Consider the following 16047-nt stretch of genomic DNA (forward strand, 5'->3'; position numbering starts at 1 on the left):
ATGGTAATGATTCGGCAAAACCGCTTGATGGGGAAATGGTCGGGCACCCGCTCGCTGTTGGACCCCCGTGGAGGGCGCGGTCGGTCCTCCGGCAGGCATGGCCGCAGCAAGGAGGAACGCCACGTGAGCCAGTACGTCAGCAGGCTCGGGCGACGCTCCCCGTCGGCCGGCGCGCGGCTCCGGCTGTACCGCAGGCCCCGCCGGGTCGCCATGCTCTCCGTGCACACCTCCCCGCTCCACCAGCCCGGCACCGGCGACGCCGGCGGCATGAACGTCTACATCGTGGAGCTGGCCCAGCGGCTGGCCGCGCTCAACATCGAGGTGGAGATCTTCACCCGGGCCACGGCCGGCGGCCTGCCCCCCGCCGTCGAGCTGGCCCCCGGCGTCCTCGTCCGGCACGTCGACGCGGGCCCCTACGAGGGACTGGCCAAGGAGGACCTCCCGGCCCAGCTGTGCGCCTTCACGCACGGCGTGATGCAGGCGTGGGCCGGCCACCGCCCCGGCCACTACGACCTCGTCCACTCCCACTACTGGCTCTCCGGCCACGTCGGCTGGCTCGCCGCCCAGCGCTGGGGCGTGCCCCTCGTGCACGCCATGCACACCATGGCCAAGGTCAAGAACGCCAACCTGGCCGACGGCGACACCCCCGAGCCCGCCGCCCGGGTCATCGGCGAGACCCAGATCGTGGCCGCCGCCGACCGGCTCATCGCCAACACCGCCGAGGAGGCCGACGAACTGGTGCGGCACTACGCGGCGGACCCCGCCAAGGTCGCCGTCGTCCACCCCGGCGTGAACCTGGAGCGCTTCCGCACCGCCGACGGCCGGGCCGCCGCCCGCGCCCGCCTCGGTCTCCCGCAGGACGCGCTGATCCCGCTCTTCGCCGGCCGCATACAGCCCCTGAAGGCGCCGGACGTCCTGCTGCGCGCCGTGGCCGTCCTGCTGGACGAGCGCCCCGAGCTGCGCTCCCGCATCGTCGTCCCGGTCGTCGGCGGCCCGAGCGGCAGCGGCCTCGCCAAGCCCGAGGGGCTGCAGAAGCTGGCGGCCCGGCTGGGCATCGCGGACGTCGTACGGTTCCGCCCGCCGGTCGGCCAGGAGCAGCTGGCGGACTGGTTCCGGGCCGCGTCCGTGCTCGTCATGCCGTCGTACAGCGAGTCGTTCGGGCTGGTCGCGGTGGAGGCGCAGGCGACCGGCACCCCGGTGCTCGCGGCCTCCGTCGGCGGCCTGCCCGTGGCGGTGCGGGACGGCGAGACGGGCTTCCTCGTCCAGGGCCACGATCCGGCCGACTACGCGCGCGTGCTGCGCCGTTTCGCCGACGATCCCGAGCTGTCCGCGCGCATGGGCGCGGCCGCCGCCGGGCACGCCCAGTGCTTCGGCTGGGACACGGCCGCCGCCGCCACCGCCGACGTCTACACGGCCGCGACCCAGTCCCACCGCCGTCGCGTACGCTCCCAGCATGGGTGACGTGGAGAAGGCCGGGCAGATCCTGGAGGGCGTCTTCGAGGACGCGGAACTGGAGTGGGAGAGCCCCTCACCCGGCAGCTACGTGGTGAAGCTCCCCGGCAGCCGGAAGCTGTCCACCACGGTGTCCTTCCTGGCCGGCCGGCACTCGCTGTCGCTGAACGCCTTCGTCATCCGCCACCCGGACGAGAACGAGGCCGGCGTCCACCGCTGGCTCCTGGAACGCAACCTCAAGCTGTACGGCGTGAGTTACGCCGTCGACCGCCTCGGCGACGTCTACGTCACCGCCCGGCTGCCCCTCGCCTCCGTCACCCCGGACGAGGTCGACCGCCTGCTCGGCCAGGTCCTGGAGGCGGCCGACGGCGCCTTCAACACCCTGCTGGAGCTGGGCTTCGCCTCCTCGATCCGCAAGGAGTACGCCTGGCGGGTGTCGCGCGGGGAGTCCACGCGCAACCTGGAGGCGTTCATGCACCTGATCGAACGTCCGGCGGACTGACCCGGGGCTCAGCGCGCCCCGCTGCGGTAGCGCCCCGGCGTCACCCCGACCAGCTTCTTGAAGTGCCGGGTGAGGTGGGCCTGGTCGTAGAAACCGGCCACCGGGGCCACCTCGCCCGGCGGCACCCCGTCGAGCAGCAGCCGCCGGGCCCGACCGACCCTGCGTGACATCAGGTACTGGTGCGGGGCGATGCCGTAGGCGCCGCTGAACGCCCGGACGAGATGCGCCGGATGGGCGTGCAGCAGCCGGCCGGCCTCCTCCAGCGACAGGCCGTCGACGACCCGCGCGTCCAGCAACTCCCGCAGGCGGCGGGCCAGTACCGGGTCCCGGAGTCGTCCGGTGGGCGTGCGCCGCCGCAGATGGTCCCGCAGCCGCTCCGCGACGAGGGTCAGCCTGCCCTCCGCCTCCAGTTCGTCACCGGGCCGGGCCAGGGCGGAGTGCAACTGCCCGACGCGCAGCCGCAGCAGGGGGTCCCGGAGGTCGGGGGAGTCCACGGCCGGACCGATGAACTCCTCCCCGAGCCGGCTGCTGTCCAGGTAGACGACCCGCTTGCGGAAACCGCCCGGCGTGGCCGGGGAGCCGTTGTGCGGCACGTGCGGCGGCAACAGGGACACGGTGTCGTGCGGGGTGCCGTGCTCGTGCCGGTCCAGGTCGTACCGAACGGCTCCGTCGTCCACGATGAGCAGCGTCCAGGCGTCGTGGACGTGCATCGGATACGCGTACTCGGTGAAGCGGGCGTGGAACACCTCGGTGACGCCCGGGACCCGGGGGCGCCACGCGGTGACGTCCTGCCCGGCGGCCATGCAAGGAACGTACAAGACCGGGCCGGCGGGCGTCGGCCAGTCTCGTCCCATGAACACCGAACCCCTCCGCTCCGACACGAAGATCGCCGTCCTGCTGCGCGCGGACCTGGAGCCCTGGCAGCGTCTGAACGTCACCGCGTTCCTGGTCAGCGGCCTGGGCACCACGGTCCCCGAGGTGATCGGGGAGCCCTACGAGGACGCCGACGGGGTGGCGTACCTGCCGATGTTCCGGCAGCCGGTACTGGTCTTCGAGGGCACGAAGGAGACCCTGAGGGCCGCCCACGGCAGGGCGCTGAGCCGTGCCCTGCCCCGCGCGGTGTTCACGGCGGACCTGTTCGCCACGGGCAACGACCGCGACAACCGCGCGGCGGTGCGCGCCGTCCCGACGGCCGGCCTGGACCTGGTGGGCCTGGCGGTCCACGGCCCCCGCAACGCGGTGGACAAGACGCTCAAGGGCGCCCGGATGCACCCGTGAGTCCCCCGCCGCCCCTCAGCCGAACATGCCGGGCACGTAGTCGCCGGCCGGCTGGCGGACGAGCACGTTCGCCCGGTTGTAGGCGTTGATCAGGGCGATGAGGGCGACCAGGGCGGCGAGCTGGTCCTCGTCGTAGTGCTTGGCGGCGTTCGCCCACACCTCGTCCGGGACCCCGCCGGCCGCGTCCGCGATCCGCGTCCCCTCCTCCGCCAGCTCCAGCGCGGCCCGCTCGGCGTCACTGAACACGGTCGCCTCACGCCAGGCGGCGACCATGTTCAGCCGCGTCTGCGTCTCCCCGGCGGCCAGGGCGTCCTTGGTGTGCATGTCGGTGCAGAACCCGCACCCGTTGATCTGGCTGGCCCGGATCTTCACCAGTTCCTGCGTGGCGGCGGGCAGCGCCGACTCCGTGATCACCTTCCCCGCGGCGTTGAAGTGCTTGAACAGCTTCCCGGCCAACGGGTTGGCGTGGAGGTCGAGCCGAGCTTCCATGGTGTGCTCCTGGGTCGTTGCGGCTGCTTGCACCTCAATGACGGAGGGGCCCACGGAGATGTGACACGGGCGGACGTGGTCACGGTCACACCCGCCGACGGTGACAGGTGAGGCGCACTCCGGGCTCACCTGTCACCCAGGGGCCGGCGGATGCCGCTCAGGGCGTGCCGGTCTTGGGGAACCCCTTGTCCAGGTAGGGGGACTGGTCGACGACGAAGCCGTCGTCCGCGACGAGGCGGGCGATGCCGCCCTGGTCCCGCCAGACCTCGCCGGAGGAGCCGAAGGAGAAGCCGCCGTACTCCGGGTGGTTCTCGTTGGTGTAGACGCGGTAGCGCTGACCGGGCTGGATGACCGTCCCCGGCGGGAAGGGGAAGGAGTGGCCGGTGGGCTTGGCCTCCACCTTCCAGCCGCTGAGGTCCTGGGGCCCGCCGCCCCGGTTGAGGATCTCGACGTATTCGTCCGCCTGGCCGGTGCCCGTGCCCTGGTAGCGGAGGCCGGAGATGATCACGTCGGGCTCTTCGAGCGTGAACATGCACACGACTTCGGCGAAGTTGATGCCGCCCTCCGGGCTGCGGAACTGCTGGACGATCTGGCCGCCGCGCTTGAACCCGCTCAGCACCGCCCGGTACTGCTTGCCGTCGATCGTGACGGGCTGCGGGTGGATGAAGGTCTGCAGGTCGACGAGGTCGTCGTCCGCCGGGCTGGTGCCCGTGCTGTTGGGCGTCTCGTTGTGGTGGAAGCTGAAGGCGAGGTCGGTCGTGCTGCCGTCCTCGAACATGACGTTGACGGTCAGCTGCACGTCGAACTGGCTCGGGCTGACGTTCGTGGGCTTGTTGCGGTGCACGAAGGTACCGATGACGAACTCGGTGCCGTCGAGCTGGACGTCCGCGGCGGCACCGCGGAACTGGTACCCGCTCTGGCTGCCGGCGCTGCCCCACTGGATGTAGTCGGTGCCCACGCCGTTGACCGGCGAGATGGGCGGGGTGGTGGACGTGAAGACGCCGGAGGTGACGACGGTGGTCATGGTGTCTGGTTCCCGCTCTCTCAGTCCTCGTCCTCGATGACCTCGGCCTTGAGCTTGGCCGGCGGCGCGGTGCCGACCTGGGCGACGCCGTCGGTGCGGCGGCCGGTCGCGGCTCCGTCGACGGCTTCGAGACCGCAGGTGTAGACGATGCAGTCCTTGTCGTCGCTGCTGGTGTTCAGGTGCACGTGGTAGGTGAAGGTCAGGGTGCGCCCGTCGCCGCTGACCTTGGCCTGGACGGGGGGCAGGTTGCCGCCCGTGGTCTGGTCGATGCGCTTGTACTGGGCACCCACCGTGCCGTTCCAGCGGAATCCGGTGGGAGCGGTGAACACGTGCTCGCAGTCGCCGGCGTCGACCGTCTCGCTCCAGTTCGGCGTGCGGACGCAGATGTTGACGGTGGTGCCGAGGCCCCCGGGAGCGTCCTCGACCCCGCCTTCCTGCCACACCACGAGGTCCAGCTTCTGGGGCGGTTTCTGCCCGTTCTCGTGCTGACCCTGCTCGTTCTGGGCACGGCCCTGCTCGTAACCCCAGTCGTACCCGTTCGCGTACTGGTCCTTCTCACCGCGCGAGCCGTCGCGCGGTGGGTCGGCGTAGGGCTTTCCGGCGAGCGCATCGGCGCGCCCCTGGTCCTCTCCCCGTTTGTAGGCTTCCTTCTTGCTCTGCACATCGGTGCTCATCTCCGAGTCCTCCTGGGGCTGTGGTCGACGCGTGCGGCGGAAAAGAGGAGATGTCCTGGTGCGGCTCACCCCGGCCCGCGGGAAGCGGGCAGGTCATGGGGGCTGCGTCCGGAAGGCGGAACGCAGGACGCCGTCTACGACCGTGAGCGGGGCGTTCGCGTGCGCGTGGCTGTCGCGGCACGCACCGGACCTCCGTCCGGCTCCATCGTTAGCCCGGACCCGCCGGTGCTATGCCGACGTTCCCCCGTTTGGAATGCCGAATCGATTCCGCGTCACTTGTTCGAGTGCAGTTGAGGCAGGAGAGGGCGCAGAACGACGGAGCGAAGCGCACCGGCGCGCGTCCCGCGGAAGACACCGGACCGGCGCGGTCCCCCCCTCCTTCCCGGCTGCTGCGGCTCCTGCGGCTCGTTCCTCCAGGCTCCTCCTCCGTGCGGGTGGAGAGTTCGGTGGCTGCTCCTGCGGTGCCCGTCCGGCCGGTATGCAGGAGAAATGCCGACGACAGCACGGAAGGAGACGGTGATGCGGGAGACGAGGCCGTGGACAGGGGAGGTACCGGGCGCCGGCGGGGCCCGGCCGCGTCCGTGCCGGGCTGGCGGCGCGGCGTGACGGCCGAGGCCGCGGAACGGCGGCGCACGCCGGGTGCCCCGGACGCGCCGGACGCGGTCGGACCGCCGGTCGTCGTGGCGGGCAACGGCACGCCCGGATTCTCCGGGGACGGAGGCCCCGCACCGGACGGGCAGTTGGCCTTCCCCGCGGACGTGGCCGTGGGAGACGGCGCGGTCTTCGTCGCCGACCACGCCAACCACCGGGTCCGCCGGATCGACGGCACCGGCACCCTGACGACGATCGCCGGGGACGGGCTGCGGGGTTTCGCCGGCGACGGCGCCGACGCGGCGCGCGCCCGCCTCGGCTTCCCGTCCGCGCTCGCCGTCGCCCCGGACGGATGCGTGTTCGTCGCCGACGAGATGAACCACCGGGTCCGCCGGATCGACCCCTCGGGAGCCATCGGCACCGTCGCGGGAGACGGCTCGCGCGGTGGGGGTGGAGGCGTAGGTGCAGGTGGAGGCGCCGGTACCGGCGTAGGCGCGGGCGCGGGCGGAGGGACGGTCGCGGATGAGGGCGACGGCGACGGCGACGGTGGTCCAGCCGACCGCGCCCGACTGGACGCCCCGTGCGCCTTGGCCGTCGACGACGCCGGATCGCTGTACGTCGGGGAAGCGGGCACCCCCAGGGTGCGCAGGATCGACGGCGACGGTGTCATCAGCACGGTCGTCGCGGCGTCCGAACGGTCCGGTGGGTCCGGTGGGTCCGGTGGCTCGGGCGCGGACGCAGGCGAGGCGTTCCTGCCCGCCGGCCTGGCGGTCGACACGGCCGGCCGGCTGTACATCGCCGACCCGGTGGGCCGGAGGCTGCTGCTGCTCGCCCCGGACGGGACGCTTCGGGTACTGGCGGCGCCGCCCGACGGGGCCGCCGGCGCCACGGTGGTCGACTGGGGCGCACCGTGCGCGGTGGCGGTCGACGGCGAGGGCGCGCTCTACGTCGCCGACCAGACCGGACACCGGGTGTGGCGGCTGGCCGACGGAGCGGCCCGGGTCGTAGCGGGACAGCCGGACCCGGCGGCCCGTGAGACCGCTGAGGCGGCCGGGGAGACCCCCGAGGCGGCCGGGGAGGCCACCGAGGCGGCCGGTGACGCGGGCGATGCCGTCGTACACACCGCGCTGCGTTACCCGTGCGGCCTCGCCGTGGACCCGGCCGGGCGCTTGCTCGTGGCGGACAACCTCCACCACCGGATCGCAGCCGTGCCCCTCGCCATGGCCCCCGGCCCTTCCCCCGCCCCCACACCTTCTCCCACGCCCACGCCCACCCCCACCCCCACGCCCACCCCCACCCCCATCCCCACCCCCACCCCCACTCCCACCCCCACACCCCCGTCTCCCCCCGCACCCGAGCCCGCCCCCACCCCACCCGCCCGGCTGCTCGTCCGTCAGGAAGTCGGTCTGGAAGTCCCCCGGGGCGGTAGCGAGTTGCTGCACGTACGGGTCTCCTCCGCCGACCCCTGGGCCCCCGGACGGGTGGAGCACCACTTCACGGCTCCGACGGGCTTCGTCTTCGACGGCCGGGTGACCTGCGCGTACTACCGCGCGGATCGCACGGTGCTCCCCGGCGGAGCCCCGACGGCGAGGGTCGGGGACGACGGCCGGTCGCTGACGGTCGCGGACGAGCCCCGCCTGAACACCCCCGGCCACCCGGCGGCGGCCCTGGTCTACACGCTCGGCGTCCGGGCCCTGAGCGACGCGGAGCCGGGCCGGTACACCGACGGGCGGGCGGTCGTCGCCGACCAGCCCGAAGTGCGCCTCAAGGCAAGCGTTCTCGGAGACGACGAGGACTGACGAGGACCGACGAAGGCGCGTACCGGACCCCGAGCCGCCCATGGCGTACCACCCGCCATGGGCGGTTCTTCGTGACCTCAAACCCGAATGACGAAGGTAATCGTTTCTGTGCTCCCAGGTCACCCTCTCGCCGGTCACAGATTGCAATCAATGCACAACTTTGAGTTAGCGTTCGAAACGTGTCCACGCCCGCCCTCCCGCGGCTCGGCCCGCCGGGCCCCTTCCCGCACGCCCCGCTCGCCCATCCGCTCGACCGCAAGTGGCTGCACTACGCGTTCCTGTCCCGGTGCGGCCGGCAGGCGCTCATCGCGAACCTGTCCGTCCTCGGATCCTCCACCGGCTCGGTCTTCGCGCATCCGGGCGCCCCGGCCACCGGGCGCCGCAGCGGCACCGGCACGGCGGCCGAGGGGCAGCACATGGCGATCCTGCTCCTCTACGCGGAGGGGCACGGCTGGAGTGCGACGCAGTTCAACGCCGAACAGCCCGAACTTCCCTGGTCGGCCTTCCGGTTACCGCACCCGCACGGACAGCCCGGCGCGTTCCGGGTGGCGGCCCGGTCGGCGGCGCCGGCCGTCGACGTACGGCTGACCCGGACCAGCAGGCCCTGCACCTCCCAGTGCGCCCCGTTCGGGGACGACGAGCACCTGCGCTGGCAGTCGGAGCCCGGCGTGCTGGGCGCCGGAACCCTGCGGCACGGCGACGGTACGGCCACGGAGACGGATCTGCTGGGCTACCACGAGCGGGTACGCGGCCGGTGGTCCTGGCCCACGCTCGGCGGCTGGGTGTTCGGGTTCGTCAACGACCCGTCGGGACCGGCCGGTACGGCACCGCCCTCGGCGGTCGTCTTCACCCTGATCCAGCCCGCGTACCCGGCGGACGCGGCCAACGGATCGGTGATGCTGTGGCGCGACGGGCGCATGGTCCGCCACTTCCCGCGGCGCAACCTCCGCGTGGCGGTGAGCGGCACCCTGGACCGCGACCGGGTGGTGATGGTGCCGCCGCTGGCCGGCCTGCTGGGCACCCCGCCGATGGCCGCGGTGCCCGGCCGGCTGCTGATCACCGCCCGGCTCGGCGACGACCGTCTCGTCCTCGACTTCCGCTCGCACACGGCCGGCCGAATCATCAACCCGTCCGAGACGAGCCTGCGCCCGTTCAGCGTGCACGAGACCCTCGGCCCGTGCACCGTGGAGGGCCGGGTCGGCGGACGCCGCATCGGCTTCCGTACCGGCGGCATCGTGGAGTTCGCCGGGGGTGCCCATGACTGAGACCGCCCCCGCGTTCACCGGTGCGCGGCTGCTGGACGAGACCGTCGCCGCCCTGTCCGACCGGGCGCCGGCCATCCTCGCCGCCGCGGCCGGCCACCTGCGCGGCATCCGGCTGGGCCTGCACTTCAACGACGGCAGCCACGCCACGCTCACCGCGCGGCACAGCCGTATCGTGGTGGACCGGGACCGCTGCCCGGATCCGGACGTCGAGGTGGCCTTCGACGACCGGGCCATGAACCTGCTGTTCGACCTCCAGCGCCCGCCCGTCGGCCAGGTCCTGCCCGACAGCCTCGACGTGCGTGGCTCCCGCGACGACGCCCTCGCCGTGTGGCGGGCCTTCACCCTGCTGTCCCAGCGCGCGGCGGGCCTGCGCAGCATGCAGGAACTGTGGGGGGCCTACCGCGAACAGGCCCCCCGGCTGTGGGGCAGCGCGGCACCCGCCGTCCGGGAACCGGCCGCCGACCCGGTCGACTGGACGGCGCTGGACTTCCTCGCGCAACGCTCCCCCGAGGACGTCCCGGCCTCGCCCGCGCTGATCGGCGACACCACCATCAGGGCACCGCGCCTGCTGTGGGACGGCCGCACCAGCACCGACTGGTCGCTGGAGGACACCGTCCAGGACGCGGACCTCATGGAGACCATGCGCCGGTGCAGGGCCCGCACCAACGAGGAGATCGAACGGCTGCTGCCGGACCGCGAACCCCGCGCCGAGCTGTACGACCTCATGCGCTCCTACCCCGCCCGCCAGGGCAAGGGCCTGCGGCCCACCCTGACCATCGCCGCCTGTGCCGCCTTCGGCGGGCGCCCCGACGACGCCGTACGCGCCGCCGCCGCCCTGGAACTGTTCCACAACGGCTTCCTCGTCCACGACGACATCGCCGACGAGTCCACGCACCGGCGCGGCCTGCCGACCATGCACGAGGAACACGGCCTGGGCCTGGCCGTCAACGTCGGTGACGGGCTGAACCTGCTCGCCGTCGACGCCGTCCTGTCCAACCTCGAAACGCTCGGTCTGGTCCGCACCCTCGGCCTCATCCACGAGGCGGTGCACATGTGCCGGGAGTCCATCGAGGGCCAGGCCATGGAGCTGGGCTGGATCCGCCACGAGGTCGTCCCCGGGACCGACGACGCCTACTTCACGATGAGCACCAAGAAGACCGGCTGGTACACCTGCATCAGCCCGTGCCGCATCGGTGCCGTCTGCGCCGGCGTCACCGACCCGGACGTACTGGCCCGCTTCGACGAGGCGTTCCGGTTGATCGGCATCGCCTTCCAGATCCAGGACGACATCCTGAACCTGGTCGGCGAGGAGGCCCTCTACGGCAAGGAGCCCCTCGGCGACCTGCTCGAAGGCAAGCGCACGGTGATGCTGATCCACCTCTTCCGCACCGCGCGGGCGTACGAGCGCCCACGCCTCTTCGACATCCTGCACCGGCGCCGTACCGACAAGACCCAGCAGCACGCCGAGGAACTCCTCGCCGCCATGCGCCGGCACGGCTCCATCGAGTACGCCACCGACCTCGCCGACCGGCTCGCCGCCGAAGGCATCGCCCGCTTCGAGGACGACCTCCGGCTCATCCCCGAGAACGAGGGCAAAGCCGTCCTGCGGCAGATCGCGCACTACGTCACCTCGAGGCCCCTGTGACCACCACGCCCCCGCCCCCGCCGGCCGAGCCCCCCGCCTCCGGCCCGCTGACCCCCACCGACCACCAGGCCTTCGCCTTCCTCGGCCACGTCAACAACAGCCTGCGCCAGTGCCTGTGCACCCTGGCCCGGCACGGCGTGGCACTGCGCCGCCACGACCCGGAACGGGCCGGCCTCCTGCTCGACACGGTCCGGCCCTGGCCCCTCTACAAGGGCGGCCAGTTCCTCTTCGACCTGATGGAGTGGGAGGACCTCATGGTCGACGGCGACCCCCCGCCCGTGATGTCCACCGAGCGGATCGTCTCCGCCTGCACGCTTCCCGTGCAGTTGCTCGCCGCCGCCACCACGGAGGCCCCCGGGGCGGCGAGGCTGGTCCCGGGCCAGCGCACGGCCACCGCCCTCGACCTCCCCCTGCGCCTGCTGACCACCACGGCCCGCATGACCCTCCTGGGCGCCGCACAGGACCTCACCGACCTGCTCGGCACCCCCCGGCCGGGAACCGAGGGCGACACCTCCACCCCCCGATCCGAAGCCGAGGGCGACACCCCCGCTTCCCAGTCCGGAACCGAGGGCGGCACCCCCACCCCGGAACCCGCCCCGGAGAACCCTGAAACCTCCGAAACCCCTGAAACCCAACTTCCGCCCCTGGAGGCGGGCTTCTACCTCTACGAGGACATCGCCCTCGGCGCCCTGTCCGTCCTCGGCCCGCTCCTGGCCGCCCACGCACCGACCGGCTCCGCGACATCCGCCTAGCTCATGACGCCCGTCTCCGCTCCCGGCGGTCCATGAGCGGGGCCCGTCCCCAAGCCCGCCACCGGCGGATCCGCTCACGCGGACACACCCATCCACAGAAGGGACAACCATGGCCACGCAGACTCAGGCTCCCGTCCAGCCGGGTTCCGAGAACAAGCTCTACATCCTCCAGCAGGGCATCGTCGAGGACGCCCCGGGCGGAGTCCCGGCCCACCTCAGCTTCGGCATCCTCAGCACCGTCCCCGACCCGGTGAACCCCGGAGACATCACCTTCACCCTGAAGGCACCCACCGGCTTCGTGTTCACCGGCTGGCTCTCCTGGGCCTACCACGACGTCAACACGCTCCAGGCGAAGGGCAACCTGGAGACCACCCAGGGCACCCTCGGCGACGGGGGCCGCACCCTGACCTTCACCCACAACCCGTACCTGTCCACCAACCAGGAGTGCCTCGGCTACGGCGCCCAGGTCACCGCCGTCGACGGCGCGACCCCGGGCCGCTACACCGACGGCCAGCTCAAGGTGGGCGCCGCCAGCCCGATCAAGCTCAAGGGACGCGTCCTCGACGCCAACGAGGACTGAACGCCCCTGACGGACCGACCGGTCACGAGAAAGACAAGAAGGAAAGGCGGAAGAGTGCACGGAACAGAAAACCGCCGAGGGCGCCGGACCACCCCGAGGGGAGCGTGGGGCCTGGGAGCGCTGGTCGCAGCGATGCTGCTGGCGTCGTCCTTCCCCGCGAACGCCGCCCCCGCCGCGGCGCCGCAGGCACAGCCCGCCTCGGCGGCGCAGGCCACGGCAGTCCGTGAGCCGGAGTGCATCCAGCCGGGGAACGCGCGGCTCAACCCTCGCTTCTACTGGCGGAACGTGTTCGGCGCCCGGTTGGGTGAGGGCGTGATCCACGAGTCCTCGTCGCCGAACCCGTTCGGCGGACGCATCGCGCCGGGGTCGACGTTCACGTTCAGGTGGCGACCGGAGACCACGCGCAATCCCGTGGGAGCGCAGTACCACATCCACCGGGTCAATCTGGCCTCGATCATGGCGGTCGCCCAGGTGGAGTCGGTGACCGGGCCGGGCAGCCTCTCCGGGACGACCCTGAGCGTCCAGGAGACACCGCCGCACAAGCTGGGCGACACCGCGGTGAGGTTCCGGATCAGGCCCGGCACGGAGGGCCGGACCGCCACCCTCTCCTCAGCCGACCACAGCCTGACGACGAGGTGGCTGTTCGCCGACATCAACAACGTCTGGGAGAACACCGGAAGCATCTCCTTCACCGTCGCCAGCCGCGCCAGTCTCGGCTGCGACTCGTCCTCGATCCTCGGCTGACGGGACGACGAAACCCCGCGCCGGCCGGCCCCCAGCCGACCGACGCACGACCGGACACTCACCCCGGGCACCACGCGGTACCGGTCCCCGGAAACCCGTCAGGGGCCTGATCCACCCACTGGATCAGGCCCCTGACTCTCTGCCACGTTTCACGACACCGGAGACGGCCTTCTGACATGACACTCCGGCGGCCATGGTGCATCTCCAGGCGCCGAGGAGTTGTGCCCGCAGGTCAGCCGAGGCAGAGGCCGAGCAGGCACAGCTCGGTGGGTGACGTCGCCGCCGGGGCGGGCGCCGTACCGGAGGTGGCCGGGTCCGTGCCACCGGTCGTCGGGGCAGGATCCGGCCGGGTCGCCGTGTCGGTGCGGCCGGGGGCCGAGCCGTCGGTACCCGCCGCGCCGCCGGAGGACGTGGCCGCTCGGGCCGGCTCCTGCGGGGACGACGTGGCTGCTCCGGTCTGCCGCTGTGGGGACGGGGCGGCGACGGTGCGGGAAGAGGGAACGGCGACCGGCCGGGTCACCGCGGACACGGCGCTGGGCGCGGCCGGGACGATCCGGTGCCGCCGAGGGGCGGAGACGCCGGATGCGTGGGCCTCGGACGCGTGGGCCTCGGACGCGGAGCGGGGCGCGTGATGCTCGGTGGCCCGCGAGACCGGCTGATCGGGCTCCCCCTCCGCCCGCTCCCTCCCGGCGACCATGCTCCGGTCGTCCGGTGCGGTTGCCGCCTGCGCCTGCGTGGAGGTGTGCCGGTCCAGGGTGGCGAGCGACAGACCGCCGCCGACGAGTGCGAAGGCGGTGGCGACCATGGCCCGCCGCTGGTGCTTCTTCAGGCGGGCGAGCTGGCGACGGCGCGCCGCCCTGCCCGGCCGCGCGAGCGGTGCGCCCGCGGCGACGGCGACCGGCCCGGCCACGGACTCCGCCTCCCGCTCCGGCCGTTCCTCCCCTTCCGCGGAGAGTCCGTCGCCGCCGAAGGCCGCGGACGGTGCGGCGGCGGGCGTACCCGTGGCCGACGACCCGGCGGACCGGTCGGGACCGAAGTGATCGGTGAGGGCCGGCGGCGCGATGTCCGGGGCGTACGCACCGCATCCGGGGCACACCAGGGCGCCATTGAGATGCCGATGACACGTGGAGCAATAGTCCATCTGCGGTCTTCCTGGGTCGACTGCGCCGACGGCCCGCCGGAGCCACGGCCTGGTCACGCTCGCACAAGGAGTCGAGCGGCCAGCAACGCTAACGACCCCTTTGAAAGGCTGTGTGCAGGCTGTGTGGCGCTCCTGCGCAGATCCGGGGCGCTTCTCCCCACGGGTGTCGCCGCCCACGATGCCGGTGGCCTTCGCCCTGTCCGGCACCTTCGGACGACGCCGAGTCCGTCGACTACTTCTTGCGTCTCCCGGGCCAGGACACCGATGCGGAATCCGGCCTCAACCAGAACGCCCACCCGCACTACGGTCCCGAGACCGCGGGGATACCTCTCTCCGGACCCGCTTGGTCTGGAAGCCGGTGCGAACCCGTACTGGTACGCCCCTCATCCGCTGACCTGGACGTCGTCATATCTCGGGAACCGCCCAAGGCGGACACGGAGATCTGATCCCCTACTTCCGGTACTACGACCCCGAGACAGCCCGATACCTCAGCCCCGACCCTCTCGGTCTCGAACCCGCACCCGCACCCAACCACCACGCCTACGTGGAATCGCCCCTGTCGACCGCGGATCCTCTCGGGTTGACGCCCTGCGGCATAGCATCGGTGAAGGGGCCCGCAGGGAGCCGCCTACCAACTCCCGCGAGTCGGCTCCATCGTCGTGGGCACGGACGAACCGGCCCACCCGAGGGAACTCGTCGGAGCCCTGGCAGCCCAGTGGAGGAGCGGAGTGTCCAGGAGTACCGGAAGCTCCTCCGCGACCGCTCGCGTGATCAGTCCGACGGAAGCTCCCCGATGACCTGCTCGGCCATGCGCCGTGCGGGCTCCAACCGAGGATCCTCAGGGTGTGCGTGAGGCCCGAGGATCTTCGAGCAGACGAACAGCGTCATCAGCTTGCCGTCCCGGCTCTCGAAGTCCCGCCGACGCTCCTGCCGTACACGATCGGCGAGAGACGCGACGGCAAGCGAGCTCCCCCACAGTGATGCGGAGTCCAGTCCCTGCGGGGCGTTCCCCCAGTCCTCCCAGTCGAAGAGACTGAACACCGGCGCCGTGACGTTGGCCCAGTTCAGGTCGGCGTGGGCGGGCACCCAACGCTGGACGGCCGTATCGAAATCGCCGGGAAAGACAGCCCGAATGGTCTCGGTGACCGACGTCTGGGTGATGGTCTCGGTGTCGGGTGTGGCGACCCGCCACGTCTGGTGCGCTGCCAGCGCGTCCAGAGTGGAGTTCAACCCGTCCCACCACTCGTCCGAGAGTTCCGGTGGTTCACTGAGAATGGCGTTTCCGACCGGAGTGGCGGGCAGGAGGTCGGTTTCGTCGGCCCGCCACATCGCGGGTTCGTCAGCGTCCCGCCAGACCACGCATCCCTGCCATGCCGGCTGGGCGATGCCATCCAAGCGGGCAGCGCACTCCGCGCCGTTCCATCCCTGATCGGTGATCTTGCCGAGCGGGCGTCGCTCGATGCGGACCCAGGTCTCGCGGTCGGTCCGCGCACCCACGGACCGACGCTTGCGCACCACCGTGTCCGCCAGGAAACGCACCTGCAGAGACCGCGCTACGCGGTCCAGAATCTCGTCAACCGGCTGTACGCGCAGGTCAACAACCTGACTCGGGGAGACCGAGAGCGTCATACACGCGACCGTAGCAGCGGGGCAGCGCGAGGTAGTCCAACAGCAGGAACCCGTGGCTGCGTTCGGCTACACCCAGTACCTCACGGGGCGAGATGGCATGAGCCTGCTCACCGAAACCGCCGGCTACTACCGTCAGTTCCGCCCCGGCATCCCGGAAGACGTCACCGAGACCCTGGACCAGGCCGCTCCGAACCGGTCCGACGGCGGGCGTCGCCTGCTGGACATCCGCACCGGCACCGGACCGGTTGCTGCGGCAGGCTCCGGGCGGACGCGCCTGTCGCGCGTCGAGATGCCGACTGGTGGGACGGAGCCGTTCGCGTAGCGCGGCCCCCAAGACGGACCCGGGAACCACTCAGGGGCCTGATCCACTAGGTGGATCAGGCCCCTGACCTGGTACTACGGCGTCGGGGTGGCGGGATTTGAACCCACGACCTCTTCGTCCCGAACGAAGCGCGCTGCCAAGCTGCGCTACACCCCGGTGT

General features: G+C 72.2%; 16 protein-coding genes, 1 tRNA gene and 1 pseudogene. 11 read left to right on the plus strand and 7 right to left on the minus strand.

Features of this window, described 5'->3' with window-relative positions:
- Positions 1-123 precede the first annotated feature (123 nt).
- Both mshA and IEZ20_RS27080 read left to right on the plus strand, forming a co-directional pair.
- The gene (mshA, locus tag IEZ20_RS27075) at positions 124-1461 is read left to right on the plus strand and encodes a D-inositol-3-phosphate glycosyltransferase (RefSeq protein WP_189303389.1); all 1338 of its coding nucleotides are present in this window, start codon (positions 124-126) and stop codon (positions 1459-1461) included.
- Positions 1454-1954: a type III secretion system chaperone family protein gene (locus IEZ20_RS27080; protein ID WP_189303391.1), complete on the plus strand. Its 501-nt coding sequence runs from the start codon at positions 1454-1456 to the stop codon at positions 1952-1954. The genes mshA and IEZ20_RS27080 overlap by 8 nt, the downstream gene beginning before the upstream one ends.
- 8 nt (positions 1955-1962) lie before the next feature.
- Here IEZ20_RS27080 and IEZ20_RS27085 read toward each other — a convergent pair whose 3' ends face one another.
- Positions 1963-2757: a helix-turn-helix domain-containing protein gene (locus IEZ20_RS27085; protein ID WP_189303393.1), complete on the minus strand. Its 795-nt coding sequence runs from the start codon at positions 2755-2757 to the stop codon at positions 1963-1965.
- Between IEZ20_RS27085 and IEZ20_RS27090 the strand changes: the two genes are divergently transcribed.
- The gene (locus IEZ20_RS27090) at positions 2756-3232 is read left to right on the plus strand and encodes a DUF2000 family protein (protein WP_189303395.1); all 477 of its coding nucleotides are present in this window, start codon (positions 2756-2758) and stop codon (positions 3230-3232) included. The two genes, IEZ20_RS27085 and IEZ20_RS27090, sit on opposite strands and share 2 nt — an antisense overlap.
- Before the next feature lie 15 nt (positions 3233-3247).
- On the opposite strand, the gene IEZ20_RS27095 is transcribed toward IEZ20_RS27090, so the two are convergent.
- The 3 genes from IEZ20_RS27095 to IEZ20_RS27105 form a co-directional block, all read right to left on the minus strand.
- On the minus strand, positions 3248-3721 hold the full coding sequence (locus IEZ20_RS27095; protein WP_189303397.1) for a carboxymuconolactone decarboxylase family protein: 474 nt from the start codon (positions 3719-3721) through the stop codon (positions 3248-3250).
- Between the two features lie 157 nt (positions 3722-3878).
- Positions 3879-4745: a lamin tail domain-containing protein gene (locus IEZ20_RS27100; protein WP_189303399.1), complete on the minus strand. Its 867-nt coding sequence runs from the start codon at positions 4743-4745 to the stop codon at positions 3879-3881.
- Positions 4746-4765: 20 nt separating this feature from the next.
- Complete coding sequence (locus tag IEZ20_RS27105; RefSeq protein ID WP_189303402.1) at positions 4766-5419, minus strand: hypothetical protein; 654 nt, start codon at positions 5417-5419, stop codon at positions 4766-4768.
- A 536-nt stretch (positions 5420-5955) separates the two neighbouring features.
- Between IEZ20_RS27105 and IEZ20_RS39900 the strand changes: the two genes are divergently transcribed.
- From IEZ20_RS39900 to IEZ20_RS27135, 6 genes are all read left to right on the plus strand, one after another.
- Positions 5956-7809: an NHL domain-containing protein gene (locus tag IEZ20_RS39900; protein WP_268253081.1), complete on the plus strand. Its 1854-nt coding sequence runs from the start codon at positions 5956-5958 to the stop codon at positions 7807-7809.
- A 179-nt stretch (positions 7810-7988) separates the two neighbouring features.
- Positions 7989-9074 (plus strand): hypothetical protein, encoded by a 1086-nt coding sequence (locus tag IEZ20_RS27115; RefSeq protein WP_189303404.1) that lies wholly within the window; start codon positions 7989-7991, stop codon positions 9072-9074.
- Positions 9067-10719 carry a polyprenyl synthetase family protein gene (locus IEZ20_RS27120; RefSeq protein ID WP_229896280.1) on the plus strand — a complete coding sequence of 551 codons (1653 nt, stop codon included), beginning with the start codon at positions 9067-9069 and terminating at the stop codon, positions 10717-10719. The genes IEZ20_RS27115 and IEZ20_RS27120 overlap by 8 nt, the downstream gene beginning before the upstream one ends.
- Positions 10716-11471 (plus strand): hypothetical protein, encoded by a 756-nt coding sequence (locus IEZ20_RS27125; RefSeq protein ID WP_189303408.1) that lies wholly within the window; start codon positions 10716-10718, stop codon positions 11469-11471. The genes IEZ20_RS27120 and IEZ20_RS27125 overlap by 4 nt, the downstream gene beginning before the upstream one ends.
- A 109-nt stretch (positions 11472-11580) precedes the next feature.
- Positions 11581-12051, plus strand: a complete 471-nt coding sequence (locus IEZ20_RS27130; RefSeq protein WP_189303410.1) for a hypothetical protein — start codon at positions 11581-11583, stop codon at positions 12049-12051.
- Positions 12052-12105: 54 nt separating this feature from the next.
- Positions 12106-12795 carry a hypothetical protein gene (locus IEZ20_RS27135; protein WP_229896281.1) on the plus strand — a complete coding sequence of 230 codons (690 nt, stop codon included), beginning with the start codon at positions 12106-12108 and terminating at the stop codon, positions 12793-12795.
- A gap of 232 nt (positions 12796-13027) precedes the next feature.
- Here IEZ20_RS27135 and IEZ20_RS27140 read toward each other — a convergent pair whose 3' ends face one another.
- Positions 13028-13891 carry an SCO2400 family protein gene (locus tag IEZ20_RS27140; RefSeq protein WP_189303412.1) on the minus strand — a complete coding sequence of 288 codons (864 nt, stop codon included), beginning with the start codon at positions 13889-13891 and terminating at the stop codon, positions 13028-13030.
- Between the two features lie 496 nt (positions 13892-14387).
- On the opposite strand from IEZ20_RS27140, the pseudogene IEZ20_RS27145 reads away from it, so the two are divergent.
- A pseudogene (locus IEZ20_RS27145) lies at positions 14388-14543 on the plus strand (RHS repeat-associated core domain-containing protein); the annotation flags it as partial.
- 164 nt (positions 14544-14707) lie between these two features.
- On the opposite strand, the gene IEZ20_RS27150 reads toward IEZ20_RS27145, so the two are convergent.
- Complete coding sequence (locus tag IEZ20_RS27150; protein WP_189303414.1) at positions 14708-15565, minus strand: hypothetical protein; 858 nt, start codon at positions 15563-15565, stop codon at positions 14708-14710.
- A 52-nt stretch (positions 15566-15617) separates the two neighbouring features.
- Between IEZ20_RS27150 and IEZ20_RS27155 the strand changes: the two genes are divergently transcribed.
- On the plus strand, positions 15618-15887 hold the full coding sequence (locus IEZ20_RS27155; protein ID WP_189303417.1) for a hypothetical protein: 270 nt from the start codon (positions 15618-15620) through the stop codon (positions 15885-15887).
- A gap of 82 nt (positions 15888-15969) precedes the next feature.
- Here the strand turns inward: IEZ20_RS27155 and IEZ20_RS27160 are convergent.
- A tRNA-Pro gene (locus IEZ20_RS27160) sits at positions 15970-16043 on the minus strand.
- Between the last annotated feature and the right edge of the window lie 4 nt (positions 16044-16047).

Origin of the sequence: Streptomyces cinerochromogenes, from assembly GCF_014648635.1 — a bacterium.
Taxonomy (GTDB): Bacteria; Actinomycetota; Actinomycetes; order Streptomycetales; family Streptomycetaceae; genus Streptomyces; species Streptomyces cinerochromogenes.

What these genes read in the sequence shown, in the direction of transcription:
- IEZ20_RS27150 (WP_189303414.1), bottom strand. Translation starts at nt 15,565, where the DNA reads ATGACGCTCTCGGTCTCCCCGAGTCAGGTTGTTGACCTGCGCGTACAG.
- IEZ20_RS27120 (WP_229896280.1), top strand. Translation starts at nt 9,067, where the DNA reads ATGACTGAGACCGCCCCCGCGTTCACCGGTGCGCGGCTGCTGGACGAG.
- IEZ20_RS27095 (WP_189303397.1), bottom strand. Translation starts at nt 3,721, where the DNA reads ATGGAAGCTCGGCTCGACCTCCACGCCAACCCGTTGGCCGGGAAGCTG.
- IEZ20_RS27080 (WP_189303391.1), top strand. Translation starts at nt 1,454, where the DNA reads ATGGGTGACGTGGAGAAGGCCGGGCAGATCCTGGAGGGCGTCTTCGAG.
- IEZ20_RS27105 (WP_189303402.1), bottom strand. Translation starts at nt 5,419, where the DNA reads ATGAGCACCGATGTGCAGAGCAAGAAGGAAGCCTACAAACGGGGAGAG.
- IEZ20_RS27100 (WP_189303399.1), bottom strand. Translation starts at nt 4,745, where the DNA reads ATGACCACCGTCGTCACCTCCGGCGTCTTCACGTCCACCACCCCGCCC.
- IEZ20_RS27090 (WP_189303395.1), top strand. Translation starts at nt 2,756, where the DNA reads ATGCAAGGAACGTACAAGACCGGGCCGGCGGGCGTCGGCCAGTCTCGT.
- IEZ20_RS27085 (WP_189303393.1), bottom strand. Translation starts at nt 2,757, where the DNA reads ATGGCCGCCGGGCAGGACGTCACCGCGTGGCGCCCCCGGGTCCCGGGC.
- IEZ20_RS27130 (WP_189303410.1), top strand. Translation starts at nt 11,581, where the DNA reads ATGGCCACGCAGACTCAGGCTCCCGTCCAGCCGGGTTCCGAGAACAAG.